Raw genomic sequence first — 14,905 nt, 5'->3', positions numbered from 1 at the left:
TAAGTTCTCATTTAGTTAGTTTATATAGTTTTTTATTGTGTTTAAAGGCCCCTTTTCGGGGTCTTTTTTTATGCTTGAAATCGTGTAGGTAGATTTAAACCTGATGTTGTTTGGCTTTTTGATCTTGTTGTTTGTCGAATTATTTTCTTAAAATTTAACTTATTAGTAACATTTAATATGGTTTTTTTAATAAAAAATCATAAATTAATCAACAACTAACTTAAATTTTAAAATCTATGTGCAAAAAACTACTGTCCTTGATGGTGTTTGTGCTTCTGTTCTCATTTCAGCAACTGACAGCGCAAAACAGAACTATTACAGGTACTGTTACCGATGCAGATGATGGTTCGCCGTTGCCTGGGGTAAATGTGATCTTAAAGGGTACCACTAATGGTACTTCTACTGATTTTGATGGAAATTATACGATTAATGATGTTCCAGTTAACGGAACCCTTGTCTTTTCGATAATTGGATACACTTCTAAAGAAGTTCCGGTAAATGGCTTGTCGAGCATTAATGTTGCTTTAGTTGAAAGTGCCGAACAACTTGGAGAAGTTGTAGTAACGGCATTAGGTATTCAAAAGGAACAAAGAGCTTTAGGATATTCCTTGACCGAAGTTGGAGGTGATGAGCTTTCTAATGTAAAACAAACTAATGCTATCAATTCTCTTCAGGGAAAAGTTGCGGGTGTTAATATCACTCAAAATTCAACAGGTGCTGCCGGATCGAGTAGGGTTATTATTCGTGGTAACAGTACGTTAACAGGGAATAATCAACCCCTGTATGTAGTGGATGGTATTCCTATCGGTAATGACAATAATGGATCTGCCGGTCTTTGGGGTGGTAATGACGGGGGAGATGGTGTTTCTAGTATAAATCCCGATGATATTGAATCGGTTAGTGTATTGAAAGGAGGTTCTGCTACAGCACTATATGGATCAAGAGGGGGAAATGGTGTGATTGTTATTACCACTAAAGGAGGTAAAGAGCAACAAGGATTTGGAGTTGAATATAGTAGTTCGGTAATGTTTGACCAGGTAAATACGTCAATTCAGGATTTTCAAACGGAATATGGGCAAGGTACCCGTGCAAGGGTTCCTGTTAGTTCTCTTGAGGCATATGAACTGGGGCTTAGTTCTTGGGGGCCAAGGTTAGACGGCTCAAATGTTCCACAATGGGATGGTGAAGAAAGACCATATTCTTATGTGGGTAATAATGTAAGTAAGTTTTATCGTACTGGAACAACATTCATTAATACATTAGCTCTGGTGGGAAGTTCAGATAATATGAATTATCGGTTTTCAGCTTCCAATATGGATAATGATGATATAATGCCTAATTCAGGAATGAATAGAAAAACTTTTTCACTGAATGCAGGTGCCGTACTAGGAGAAAAAATAACCACTCAGGTCAATGCCAAGTATATAGTAGAAGATGTAATGAACAGGCCGCGATTATCTGATGCCCCGGGTAATGCAAACTACACAGTAGCTTTGCTTCCTCCTAACATAGATGTAAGAGATATGGATCCTGGGGCAAATGAAGATGGGTCAGAAAGAGGGTATTCGGCTAATGTATTTTCTCAGAACCCATATTATGCGGCTTATAATTTCAGGAATGAGGATCAAAGAAATAGAATAATAGCTTCTGCATCCCTTCGGTATGATATTTTAGAATGGCTATATGTGTCCGGACGAGTAGGAACAGACCACTTTACAAGAAAATCTGTTGCAGTAGAACCATGGGGAACAGCATATAAAGTACTGGGAGGAATGAATGAGCAGGAATTGCGATATAGTCAGATAGATGCAGATATATTGATCGGTGCTGAAAAGGATTTAACAGAAAAGCTGAGTTTTAATGGCTTTTTTGGAGCTAACAGTAATCATATTGAATCTGAAACTTTAATCTTAGGAGGGAATGATTTTATTATTCCTGGATTTGAGGATATTTCTAACCTGGCTACTCAAACCAGAAGCAGAACATACAGTGAGCGTAAAATAGGGTCGCTGTACGGGTCATTAGAATTTGCGTGGGACGATTGGGCTTATTTAACCCTTACCGGAAGAAATGACTGGTTTTCTACGTTGTCTTTTCCCGGAAAGACAACACCTAATGATGCTTTTTATCCATCGATAACGAGCAGTATTATCTTGTCAGATATACTGGATCTCCCTGAAAGTATAAGATTCCTGAAAATAAGAGGTGGTTATTCTCAAGTTGCAGGAGGTGGAGATATTCCTTATCAATTAGCTCCTAACGATGAATTCTTTGGGCAGGGACATCTTGGACAACCTCTAGGTAGAATTAGTGGAGATAATGTGCCAAACGCTAATTTGGTGCCATGGGATAAAAAAGAATATGAATTTGGTATTGATGCAAGGTTCTTTGATAACAGATTAAGCTTGGATTTAGCACTGTATAAAAATGAGACTACCAATGATTTAGTGCAAGCTTCTACTTCTGTATATACCGGTTATAATACAAGATCGGTGAATTTAGGGAAACTGGAAAATAAAGGGGTGGAATTTTTAGTATCCGGAACTCCGGTCCGTTCTGAAAATTTTAGTTGGACAACAAGTATTAACGGAGCTTTTAATGAAAGTTTAATTTCTAAAACCAATAATGAAAATCAACCGGTAAGTCTTGATGAGCCAAGAACCCAGAACGTGCGAATTCAGCATATTGTAGATGAAAGATATGGTAAAATTGTAGGGGTTTCTTATGTGAGAGACGACGCTGGTAATATTGTATACGATATTAACGCTGATGGGGTTCCAATTGCAAGAGAGGGAGGTAGAATAATTTTAGGAGATGGAGTGCCACCTTGGAGTTTAGGTTGGTCAAATAATTTTAGATTTGGTGATTTTAATCTTAACTTTTTAATTGATGCCAAGTTTGGAGGGCAGATATTTTCTGGGACAAACACAATTGCTTATGGAGCAGGGTTGCATAAAAACACATTGGAAGGGAGAGAAAATGGTTTAGAAGTAACAGGAATTGATAATGCTTCTGGTAATTCTTTTACTACTACTGTTGCTCCGGAAGATCTGCAAACATACTGGAATGAGGTGAATGATATTGCAGAAGAATTTGTAGAAGATGCTGATTTTATCAAGTTCAGGGAAATGAGTTTAGGCTATAATTTGCCGGGAAGCATTTTGGATAAAATATTCATCAAGAGTGCAAACATATCATTTATAGCTCGAAATTTATTTTATATAAAAAGAAGTGCAGATAATATAGATCCTGAAAGTGCTTATAATGTGAGCAATTCACAAGGTTTAGAATATTTCGGTGTGCCATCAACAAGAAGTTATGGAGTAAGTTTAAATGTTAAATTCTAATTTAGAAATTATGAAAAAAATATTATATATATTTTCATTAATTCTCATGCTGACATCTTGTGACAAAGGTTTTGAGGATATGAATGTAGATCCTACCAAACATAAAGTATTGGCAACTAGTAAGTTGACTTCGATTCAGTTGTTTACTTCCGGGGAACGTTATGAAAACTGGAGAGCCAATCTTATTTATCAATCCACTATGATGCAACACTTTGCTACTACGGCAGGCTATTGGTCTGGAGATAAATATACATGGAACAGAGGCTATGCATCGTCTTTAATTGATCGTTATTACGGAAATGCGGTTAAAACTGTTGAAGATCTGTTGGTTCAGCTAGAGCAGGATGAAGAGCCTGAGGAAATGAAAGCAATAGCAAGGATAATGAGGGTTTTTATATACTCCAGATTAACCGATTTGTATGGAGATATTCCATATAGCGAGGCTGGAAAAGCAGTACTTGAAGAAATATTCTTTCCCAGGTATGATCCGCAAAGTGAGATATATGCAGACATGCTAAAAGAACTGGAAGAGGCAACTGCTGTATTGGGAGATGGAACATCTGTATACGGAGATGCCGACATCATGTTTCAGGGAGATATGGGAAAATGGAGAAGATGGGGATACTCTTTAATGTTGCGATTGGGATTCAGGCTAATTAAAGTAGATCCGGCTGCATCTCAACAATGGGTTACCAAAGCAATTAATGGAGGGGTCATGACAAGTAATGCTGATATTGCCTATATTATTCACACCGATGGGGAAGGAATTAATAGGAATGGATTAGGAGAAGTTTTCCTTGCCGACAATAATATGAGGATGAGTAAAACTTTTATAGATTTTCTCCAAGGAGATCCTAGATTAACTGTTTTAGCTTCATTACCTGAAAACACAGGTGAATTGGATGCTAATGATGACCCGATTTTGAGAACCGATGAAGAAAGGTTAGACCCGATGTCTCAGAAAGGCTTGCCAAACGGATTGGATCTCGAAATGCTGGAGAATATGACAGGTGAAGAAAACGTTCAGGCTTACTCTGAACCAAACAGACTACTGATAACAGGAGTTACTGCGCCAATGTTTTTTCAAACCTATGCCGAAGTTGAGTTTATGCTGGCTGAAGCAGGAGTTCGTTGGGGGTTGGCAGGAGATCCTGCGGCTCATTATGAAGAAGGTGTCAGAGCAGCCATGAAAATGCTTGCTTTGTATGGAGAAGGAGGTATTATAGAAGATACTGATATTGATGATTATTTATCGGCTAATCCATACGATGCTGCTAATGCTTTAGAACAAATCAATACCCAATATTGGGCAGCGACTTTCCTAAACGAATATGAAGCTTTTTCTAATTGGAGAAGAGTTGGTTTCCCTGCGCTGATTCCTGTGAATTATCCTGGAAATGTGACAGGAGGGACTATTCCTAGAAGGTTGACATATTCTGAAAGTGATATTTCTAATAATCCGGAAAATTATCAAGAGGCTGTCAGCAGACAGGGGCCTGATGAACTTACAACCCGTGTATGGTGGGATGTAGAATAAGGATGTTGAATATTTAGGTAATTTGTATAGTCAGTTAGTTTTAATAAAGGAGGGGAAACTCTCCTTTATTTGGTTTTTTAATAAAACTATAATTAATATGAAAAATACTATAGTCGTTGTATTTATTCTTTCCTGTTGTTTTCTAAGGGCTCAGGAAAATAAATTATTTACGCTTATAAGCTCCAAAGATTCAGGAATTGAGTTTAGGAATATTATTATTGATGATAAAGAGAAGAATATATTACTGTATGCTAATTTTTACGGAGGGGCTGGGGTAGGCGTTGCCGATTTTAATAGAGACGGATTAATGGATGTGTATTTTGCAGGAAATATGGTGGCTGACGAAATATACATTAATAAGGGAGGTTTTAAATTCGAAAAACTTGAAAAATCAGGACTTGTTTATGATGGAGGGTGGTCTACAGGAGTAACCATTGCAGATGTAAATAATGATGGATATCCGGATGTCTATGTAAGCCGTGAGTTGTATGATTATAAACCGGAATTAAGAAAGAATCAATTATACATAAACAATGGAGATTTAACTTTTACCGAATCGGCAGAAAAATATGGGGTGGCAAATGAACAACGTACACGGCATGCTACATTTCTGGATTATGATAAAGATGGTCTGTTAGATCTGTTTTTATTGACTCAGCCGCCTAATCCGGGGAGTTATTCTGAGTTTTTTGGTACTAAATTGTTGCAGCCAGAATATCATTTGGTGTTGTTGAAGAACACTGGTAAAGGTTTTTTTAAGGATGTTACCACTGATGCAAAAGTGGGTTTGACCGGATTCCCTAATGCTGTTTCAGCTTCGGACTTAAATAATGATGGATGGGTTGATTTGTATGTTGCTAACGATTTTTATGCTCCCGATTTTATTTTTATGAACAATAAGGATGGTACGTTTACGAATGTGGCGAATTCAGCCCTAAACCACATGTCCTTTTACAGTATGGGAGTCGATACCGGAGATATTAATAACGACGGGTTTTTAGACATTTTTGTTGTAGATATGGTGGCTGAGGATAATTTTCGGTTAAAAGCGAATATGAGTGGAATGAACCCGCAGGCGTTCTGGAATGTTGTCAACAATGGAGGGCATTACCAATATATGTTTAATAATTTTCATCTGAATAATGGAAATGGCACCTATAGTGATGTTGCCCAGATCTCAGGTATGGCAAATACAGACTGGAGTTGGGCGAACCTTATTGCCGACTTTGATAATGATGGCTTAAAAGATGTTTATGTGACTAATGGACTTTTAAGGGATATAAGAAATACAGATGCTGATAAAAAGTTAGGGGCATATGTTATAGAGACCGCCAATAAATGGGTGGAAGAGAATCCGAATGCAGGCGATGTAAGTATTTGGGATATAATTGATCTGAAAAAAACACTTTCCATAATCCCGTCACAGCCAATTGAAAATTACGCTTTTAGAAATGAGGGAGAACTTAAGTTTAATGATGTCAGTGAAAACTGGGGCTTAAATCAAAAATCATTTTCTAGCGGTGCTGCCTATGCTGATTTTGATAATGATGGAGATTTGGATATAGTGGTTAATAATGTAAATGAGGAAGCTTTTCTGTATAAAAATAATAGTTCCGGTAATTACCTTAGACTTAAGCTAAACTCAAAGAAAGGCCTGCCTACTTTCGGAACAAGAGTTGAAGTCGTACAGGGAAATAACAAACAGTTTTATGAAACTACAAATGTCAGGGGGATTTATTCAACAAGTGAAAATATAGCTCATTTTGGATTAGGAAGCTCCGATAAAGTTGATTTGTTGAAAATAACTTGGGCAGACGGTAAAGTCAATCTTTTAAAGAATATTGAAGCTAATCAGCAAATAGAGTTGTTTGTCGAAGATGCAGAGAAAAATAACCAAAATAACGATGCCGAAAATAGAAGCAAAACTTTTGAAAACATAACGGCGGCATTGTTGTTTGAGCATAATCATAAAGAGAACAATTTTAATGATTATGACTATCAGGTGCTATTGCCGCATAAGATGTCTCAATTTGGCCCGTCTTTGGCTGTTGGCGATGTTAATAATGATGGCGCTGAAGATGTTTTTATAGGAGGATCGGCTGGCTTCCCAGCTTTTCTGTACCTATATAAAAATGGAGGATATGTTGCTTCAAATATCGATTTGTGGACTGAAGAACTGATGTTTGAAGATGTTGATGCTGAATTTTTTGATATCGATAATGATGGAGATTTAGATTTGTATGTAGTTAGTGGAGGAAATGAATTTAAAGATAAAAGTGATTTTTACGCTGATAGAATATATGTTAATGACGGGAAAGGAAGGTTTAAAAAATCTAAAATTAAGGGAGTGGATAATGTGAGTGGGGGAGTGGTAAAAATACAGGATATGGATAATGATGGCGATTTAGACCTCTTTGTGGGAGGAAGGATGAAAGCCAGAAAATATCCGGAGCCTGTATCGTCGATGTTATTGATTAATGAAAAAGGAAAGCTGATAAATAAAACATCTGAATTAGCACCTGGCTTAAAAGATATTGGTATGGTAACGGATGCTGTTTGGGATGATTACGACAATGATGGTTGGGTAGACTTGATATTGGTTGGAGAGTGGATGCCGGTTACGATTTTCCAAAATCAATCAGGCCAACTACAGAGAGTAGAAGTGGCCGATCTTGCAGTTACAACCGGATGGTGGTCTAGTATTGAAAAAGGAGATTTTGATAACGATGGTGATAATGATTTGATATTGGGGAATATAGGGTTGAATTATAAGTATAAAACCTCTCAGGAAAACCCTTTCGATGTATACTATTACGATTTTGATAATAACGGTGTTAATGATATTGTTTTGGGTTACTATCAGGAAAATAAGCATTATCCGCTAAGGGGATTCTCTTGTTCGTCTCAGCAAGTGCCCAGTTTGAAAAAGACATTTAAAAAGTATGACGTGTTTGCATCGTTAGAGCTGGAAGAGGTTTATGGTGAGGATAAGTTGGAAAGAGCATTACACTATAAAGCAGATACTTTTGCTTCTGTGTATATTGAGAACCAGGGTAATGGTAAGTTTAATATGTCAATGTTGCCCAGAATGGCACAATTGTCTAACATTAATGATTTTATAGTGGGAGATTTTAATGATGATAATCACCTGGATGTGTTGTTTGTCGGGAACTTGTTTGTCTCAGAGATAGAGACTACCAGAAATGATGCCGGAACAGGAGGGTTACTTTTAGGAGATGGTAAAGGGAGCTTTACTTTTGAGTCTCAGCTCAAAAGTGGTTTTTTTACCAGAAAGGATGCGAAGAAGATGAAGTTTATTAAAGACAGAGACATTATTATTGTTGTCAATAATAATGATATAGTTCAATTCTTTAAATTCAATCGTTAATTTGCTTCAATACGATAGGTATATTAGTTGTTGGTAGCTTGCAATAGCCATTCTTGCAAACATATATTGTGGTTTGGCCGGTTACCAACTTCTCTTTTAGCAAGGGTAGGTTCTCTTTATTGATACTGCCTATCAAGATCTTATTAGGTAAAAATGTACGATCTAGTTCACGACTTTTAGAAATCGCATCTTCCCCTAAAATAGCTATTTGATATGGAGCCGAAATCGACCAGATTAGAGGTTTAAACCAGGAAGCATAAAATCTATGATCGGTTGTAAAAGATTCAATAGACGCATTAGTCATTTTTCTGCTTTTTTTGATGAAGTCAGAATTTCCGGTATATGTTCCAAGCATATAATAGTTTATAGCCATGATTGCATTTCCGGAGGGAGTAACGTCATCGTCAATTGTGATTTTACTGGTAAATAGAGTTGTTTCAGTTTTTGGTTCAAAATGCGATAAATAAAATCCATTTTGTAAAAAATTATCTTCAAAAGCTTTATGGATTTTCTGTGCCCGATCTATCCAGTTCTTGTCCAGCGTGGCCTCATAAATATTAAGGTAGGCTTTAATTAGATAAGCGTAATCATTTAAAAAACCTTTAATTGAAGCGGAATTGTTGATATAGCTATGATAAAGTGTATTTTTTTTCCAGACTTTTTGATTTAATGTATTGGCTCTTTTAATAGCTTCGGCAAGCCATTGACTTTCTCCAAATACCCTATAAGCATCGGTTAATGAAATAATAGCCAGGGCATTCCAGTCGGTTAAAGTCTTATCATCTCTTTCCGGAGCATCTCTTAAAGATCTTCTTTTTTTTAATTTGGAGATACACTCTTTGATTTTCTCTTCATCAATATGGTTGGATTGCTTTTTGTAGAGAACATTTTTACCATAGAGCCAATTACCTGTTTCTGAAACATCAAATACTCTATTGAAATAATTAAGATCATCCCCTAGGACTTCTTGTAACTCTTTGTAAGTCCATGTATAATAATCACCCTCACCGCTTTTAGAATCTGCATTTAAGGAAGAAGCGAAAAGACCTTCTTCTGTAGTCATATTCGTTAAAAGGAACTGAATACTTTGATATACAATATATTTATATTGCTCGTTTTTTGTAATGCTGTAGGCTTTAGTATAAAGGCTAATCAATTGGGCATTATCATATAACATTTTTTCAAAATGAGGGTGTCTCCACCGATAATCTGTGGTGTATCGAGAAAACCCGCCATCTATATGGTCATAAACACCTCCATTTAGGATGTGGTCTAAGGTTAAGGTTACTGCATGAATGATCTTTTCGTCTGTGATATAGAAGTATGCGTCCAAAAGGCTGCTGAAACTTTGAGGTAAAGGGAATTTTTCAGCACCTTTGTATCCTCCGTATTCCCAATCCATATCTTCTAACCACTTGTCTATACTTTTACGAAGTATCTCTGTGTTAATAGCCTTTAGTTCTAAAGTGTCTGTCTCTGTAGATTTCTCTATTTCTTTTTGAATCGAAGCTCCTAATGATTTGAATGTTGTAGGTTTTAGCCGATAATTTTCTGAAGCATATTTTAATATTTTCAACCAGTTCGATTTGGTTTGATAAGTGGTGGCGTATACAGGTTTTCCATCAGGAAGGGCAATGATGTTTAGTGGCCATCCACAATCTTCATTCAATAGCCGACATGCTTCCATGTATATTTTATCGATATCTTGTCGCTCTTCACGATCTATTTTTATCGAAATAAAGTTGGCATTCATCTCTTCGGCAACTTCAATATCAGAAAAAGATTCTTTTTCCATGACATGACACCAGTGGCATGCCGAATACCCTATACTAATGACGAGAAGTTTATCTTCCTTCAGAGCTTTGTTTAGTGCGATTTCATTCCATGGATACCAGTTTACGGGGTTGTCTTTATGTGCTAAAAGGTAAGGGCTGCTGGCATTTTTTAAGTGGTTTGATTTTTGAGCTGTTAAACTTATATCACAAAAAAGAAAAAGAAATATGAAGGCGAGGCAATGTCTCATAATAATAAGGGGTTAGAAAAAAGTTCTTTTATCCGTATGTTTATATGACGATTTAGACCAATTCAGGCTTAATTACAGATTGTTTTAAAGGTAATGTTTTTTAGCTTTTGACCATTGTTGTTGGTCGAATTATTTAAAATGTGATGCCCCGTTTTATGATATTAGTACCTCCGTTATTGTGCATATATAAAAGGGTTTGGGATCCGGATTAAGTTATTTAATGAAAACTTGGCATTTTGTGAAAGAATTAAATAGACTTTCGTGTAGTGACCGAATGAACTATCTTGCACATGTTTTTTATTTGAAACTTACCATAGCCAAATAAATATTAAAATAAGAAATTATGATTGCTGAAGAACAATTAAGAAATCTGAAAAATATTAGTTATCAAGCAGCCGGTGTATACGAGAATACACGTTTCGAAAAAATTCACAATGTTGTTTTTGATGATTCAAATGTGGCCTCTGCTATAGTGGCAGCTGAAATAGCATCTCTTATCAGAACAAAGCAAGAGGAAAATCTACCTTGTGTTCTGGGGTTGGCTACAGGTTCTTCACCAATTAAGGTGTATGAAGAATTAGTGCGACTACATAAGGAAGAAGGATTGAGCTTCGAAAATGTAGTCACCTTCAACTTAGATGAATACTATCCGATGACGAAGCAGAACGTGCAGAGTTATCACTATTTTATGCATGAATATCTGTTTAATCACATAGACATAAAGCCTGAAAATGTAAATATCCCCAAAGGAGATCTGGAACCTGATGAAATACTGGATTTCTGTGTGTCTTATGAAGAAAAGATAAAGAGTTATGGTGGTTTGGATTTTCAATTGCTGGGTATTGGTAGAACGGGGCATATCGGTTTTAATGAGCCAGGTTCTCACTATAATTCAAGAACGCGCCTGATTACGCTGGATCACTTAACAAGAAGTGATGCATCCGGAGCATTTTTAGGACTTGAGAATGTGCCGAAGAAAGCGATTACTATGGGGGTGCGTACTGTAATGGACGCTAAGAGGATCGTACTTTTGGCATGGGGGCAGAATAAGGCCGACATAGTTAAGCAGACGATTGAAGGAGAGATAGATCCTTCAGTGCCGGCTACGTATCTGCAACAGCATAATAATACGACATTTGTGCTAAATGACGAAGCAGCATCAGAACTCACAAGAATTAAAACCCCTTGGTTGGTCGGGCCGTGTGACTGGACGCATGAGCTTACTAAAAAAGCCGTATTCTGGTTATGTGACCACACTTCAAAATCGATATTGAGACTTACAGATAAAGATTATAACGATAATGGGATGGAAGGGCTGCTGTCGCATGAAGGCTCTTCATATGATTTGAACATTAAAATGTTCAATGAATTACAACATACCATATCTGGTTGGCCGGGAGGAAAACCAAACGCCGATGATACAAACAGGCCTGAAAGGGCAGCACCGGCTAAAAAGCGTGTTATTATATTTAGCCCGCATCCTGACGATGATGTTATTTCGATGGGAGGGACGTTTGACCGCCTGGTAGAACAAGGGCATGAAGTACATGTTGTATACCAGACTTCAGGGAATATTGCGGTATCAAATCACGAAGCCTTGAAATTTGCGGAAGTAGCAGCTTCTTTTGATGAAAATAACGACCTGTACAATAAGATTATTGATAGTATTAATAACAATGAGGAGTATGTTGTCGATGCTCCTGAAGTGAGGGCACTGAAAGGACTGATAAGACAAAAGGAATCTGTTGCCGCTACGCGATTTGTCGGAATCCCTGACAGTCAGGCTCATTTCCTGAATTTGCCTTTTTACGAAACAGGAACGATAAAGAAAAATCCTTTAGGACAGGAAGATGTGGATATTATGTGTGATATTATCAGGGCAATCAAGCCACATCAGATATATGCAGCAGGAGACCTGGCAGATCCTCACGGAACACATAAGGTTTGTTTAGACGCCTTGTTTGAGGCTTTAAAGGTGCTGAAACCCGAATCTTTTATGGAAGATTGCTGGGTATGGCTGTACAGAGGAGCATGGCATGAATGGGCTATGCATGAAATAGAGATGGCTGTACCGATGAGTCCTGATCAGGTGTTGAGAAAGCGTAGAGCTATTTTCTATCACCAGTCTCAGAAGGACGGAGTAATGTTCCAGGGAGACGACTCCAGAGAGTTTTGGGTGAGAGCTGAAGAAAGAAACAAAGAGACTGCCGCTAAATACCACCAGCTAGGATTAGCAGATTATGCGGCTATAGAAGCTTTTAGAAGATATTATTACTAGACTTATGATTTTAATAGCAGACGGAGGTTCTACCAAGTGTGATTGGATAGCAGTCGATGAAGCAGGAAAAACACTTTTTAAAACAAGAACGAAAGGAGTCAACCCGGCACTTTTAACCAAAAAAGAGGTCGTAGAGAGGCTTGCCGAATCTCCTGAGTTATTAACGCATCATGAGGAGGTGGGAAAAGTATTTTTTTATGGAGCAGGTTGCGGTTTGGAAAAACAGCAAAAAGGATTGGCGAAAGCATTCAGAAGATTTTTTACTAAAGCATCTGTAGTAGACGTTAAGGAAGATCTGGCAGCGGCCGTTTATGCATGTACAGATAAGCCGGCCGTAGTCTGTATTTTAGGAACAGGATCAAATTGTTGTTATTTTGACGGAACCGAAATACAGACAAGAATGCCTGCCCTCGGATATACTTTGATGGATGATGCCAGCGGGAATTTTATCGGAAAGCAATTGCTTAGGGCGTATTACTTTAAGCAAATGCCCGAATATCTGGCCGATAAGTTTCGGGTTGAGTATCAGCTGGATCCCGCCAAAGTGAAAAAAAACCTTTATAAAAAGCCAAATCCGAATGCTTATCTGGCTACTTTTGCTAAATTCTTGTTCGAAAATATAGAAGAACCGTTTTCTCAGGCTTTACTCAAAGAAGCAGCTTTGTCTTTTTTAAAGTCTCATTTAATGTTGTTTAAGGAAGAACTGGCCTCAGCGCCTGTACATTTCATAGGTTCAATCGCTTATTATGCAAAAGAACAGATAACCGAAGTTTTAAAAGAGCACGGTATTCAGGCAGGTAAGTTCGTAAGAAGGCCAATCGACGGATTGGTCTCATACCATACTACTAAAGTTGTCAGTTAAGATCCCAAACTGATATTTGTCATAGTATATAGAATCCACTTAAAGTAGTTTTGAGCTTTCAAAGCTACTTTAAGACATGGATCTAATTCAGAAATATAATGTTCCCGGGCCAAGGTATACAAGCTACCCTACAGTTCCTTACTGGGATATAGAAACATTTTCTGTCGATAATTGGATAAGTTCATTTAAAAAATCTTTTCAGGAAAGTAATCAGCAGGAAGGAATCAGTCTCTATATCCATCTTCCGTTTTGCGAGAGCCTATGTACTTTTTGCGGGTGCCATAAACGTATTACCAAAAGGCATGAAGTTGAAGAGCCATATGTCGATACACTTTTAAAAGAATGGAAATTGTATTGCGATGTGCTTGGTAATGCCCCCCAGGTCAAAGAAATTCATTTGGGAGGAGGTACACCTACTTTTTTTTCCCCCGAAAACCTGAAAAAACTTATCAACGGCATATTTAAATATGCCGTAAAAGCCAGACACTACGAATTCAGTTTTGAGGGGCATCCGAACAATACTACGCGTGAACACTTACAAACATTATACGATTTAGGGTTTCGGCGGGTTAGTTATGGCGTTCAGGATTATTCATTAACAGTTCAGAAAGCCATCAACAGGATCCAGCCTTTCGAAAATGTAAAAAGGGCCACAGAAGAAGCAAGAGAAATAGGATACACATCAGTAAGCCACGATTTGGTATTCGGCTTGCCATTCCAAACCCTCGGAGACGTGATCGAAACGATCAATAAAACGATTCAGTTAATGCCCGATAGAATAGCCTTCTATAGTTATGCACATGTGCCGTGGATGAAGGGTAACGGACAAAGAGGATTTAGCGAAGAAAATTTACCATCCGGTGAGGAGAAGAGAATTCTCTACGAGGTTGGGAAAAAACTTTTCTCCGAATTAGGATACGTAGAAATAGGGATGGATCATTTTGCCCTTAAAACAGATTCGTTGTATAAGTCGATGGAAAATGGAGGACTTCACAGGAATTTCATGGGATATACAGCTTCAAAAACACAACTGATGATAGGTCTTGGAGCCTCCAGTATAAGCGACAGCTGGTATGCCTTTGCCCAAAACGTAAAAGGTATAGAAGAATATACCCATTTAGTAAACAATGGAATTTTACCGGTATACAGGGGACATTGTTTAAATAAAGAAGACCTTATCATAAGAAAACATATCCTGAACCTGATGTGCCGGCTTAAAACAAGCTGGAAGGATGACAAGGATTACTTTGAAGAATTACCACAAGTATTAGAAAGTTTAGAAGAAATGAAACAAGATGGCTTTTTTATCGTTGAAGATAAAGAACTGAAGGTAACCGATAACGGAAGACCATTTATAAGAAATATCTGTATGGCATTTGATGTTCTTTTACAACGTAATAAACCGGATAGGGAACTGTTTTCTATGACAGTTTAGTTGATAGGCATCAGATATGTAGGGTGAAGAGCCGG

Annotated in this window: 7 protein-coding genes; 6 read left to right on the top strand and 1 reads right to left on the bottom strand. The window is 37.5% G+C overall.

Annotated features, from left to right (window positions below; translation table 11 throughout):
* The first annotated feature begins 236 nt into the window (after nucleotides 1–236).
* The 3 genes from MQE36_RS02310 to MQE36_RS02300 all read left to right on the top strand — a co-directional run bounded on the left by MQE36_RS02310 (nucleotide 237) and on the right by MQE36_RS02300 (nucleotide 8,272).
* On the top strand, nucleotides 237–3,347 hold the full coding sequence (locus MQE36_RS02310) for a SusC/RagA family TonB-linked outer membrane protein (RefSeq protein ID WP_242937592.1): 3,111 nt from the start codon (nucleotides 237–239) through the stop codon (nucleotides 3,345–3,347).
* Nucleotides 3,348–3,357: 10 nt separating this feature from the next.
* Nucleotides 3,358–4,884: a SusD/RagB family nutrient-binding outer membrane lipoprotein gene (locus MQE36_RS02305; protein ID WP_242937591.1), complete on the top strand. Its 1,527-nt coding sequence runs from the start codon at nucleotides 3,358–3,360 to the stop codon at nucleotides 4,882–4,884.
* Nucleotides 4,885–4,981: 97 nt separating this feature from the next.
* Nucleotides 4,982–8,272 carry a VCBS repeat-containing protein gene (locus tag MQE36_RS02300; protein ID WP_242937590.1) on the top strand — a complete coding sequence of 1,097 codons (3,291 nt, stop codon included), beginning with the start codon at nucleotides 4,982–4,984 and terminating at the stop codon, nucleotides 8,270–8,272.
* Here the strand turns inward: MQE36_RS02300 and MQE36_RS02295 are convergent.
* Nucleotides 8,262–10,295 (bottom strand): thioredoxin domain-containing protein, encoded by a 2,034-nt coding sequence (locus MQE36_RS02295; protein ID WP_242937589.1) that lies wholly within the window; start codon nucleotides 10,293–10,295, stop codon nucleotides 8,262–8,264. The genes MQE36_RS02300 and MQE36_RS02295 overlap by 11 nt on opposite strands.
* 343 nt (nucleotides 10,296–10,638) lie before the next feature.
* Between MQE36_RS02295 and nagB the strand changes: the two genes are divergently transcribed.
* The 3 genes from nagB (at nucleotide 10,639) to hemN (ending at nucleotide 14,870) form a co-directional block, all read left to right on the top strand.
* Nucleotides 10,639–12,573 (top strand): glucosamine-6-phosphate deaminase, encoded by a 1,935-nt coding sequence (gene nagB / locus MQE36_RS02290; RefSeq protein WP_242937588.1) that lies wholly within the window; start codon nucleotides 10,639–10,641, stop codon nucleotides 12,571–12,573.
* A gap of 4 nt (nucleotides 12,574–12,577) precedes the next feature.
* On the top strand, nucleotides 12,578–13,435 hold the full coding sequence (locus MQE36_RS02285) for a BadF/BadG/BcrA/BcrD ATPase family protein (protein WP_242937587.1): 858 nt from the start codon (nucleotides 12,578–12,580) through the stop codon (nucleotides 13,433–13,435).
* 76 nt (nucleotides 13,436–13,511) lie between these two features.
* Nucleotides 13,512–14,870, top strand: coding sequence for an oxygen-independent coproporphyrinogen III oxidase (gene hemN / locus MQE36_RS02280; RefSeq protein WP_242937586.1), 1,359 nt, complete (start codon nucleotides 13,512–13,514; stop codon nucleotides 14,868–14,870).
* Nucleotides 14,871–14,905: the final 35 nt, after the last annotated feature.

Origin of the sequence: Zhouia spongiae (assembly GCF_022760175.1) — a bacterium.
In the GTDB taxonomy this organism is placed as follows: domain Bacteria; phylum Bacteroidota; class Bacteroidia; order Flavobacteriales; family Flavobacteriaceae; genus Zhouia; species Zhouia spongiae.
This window is presented reverse-complemented; position numbering and strand designations above follow the sequence as displayed.

Coding starts and splice junctions, on each gene's coding strand:
- MQE36_RS02285 (WP_242937587.1), top strand. CDS start 12,578: ATGATTTTAATAGCAGACGGAGGTTCTACCAAGTGTGATTGGATAGCA.
- hemN (WP_242937586.1), top strand. CDS start 13,512: ATGGATCTAATTCAGAAATATAATGTTCCCGGGCCAAGGTATACAAGC.
- MQE36_RS02310 (WP_242937592.1), top strand. CDS start 237: ATGTGCAAAAAACTACTGTCCTTGATGGTGTTTGTGCTTCTGTTCTCA.
- nagB (WP_242937588.1), top strand. CDS start 10,639: ATGATTGCTGAAGAACAATTAAGAAATCTGAAAAATATTAGTTATCAA.
- MQE36_RS02295 (WP_242937589.1), bottom strand. CDS start 10,295: ATGAGACATTGCCTCGCCTTCATATTTCTTTTTCTTTTTTGTGATATA.
- MQE36_RS02305 (WP_242937591.1), top strand. CDS start 3,358: ATGAAAAAAATATTATATATATTTTCATTAATTCTCATGCTGACATCT.
- MQE36_RS02300 (WP_242937590.1), top strand. CDS start 4,982: ATGAAAAATACTATAGTCGTTGTATTTATTCTTTCCTGTTGTTTTCTA.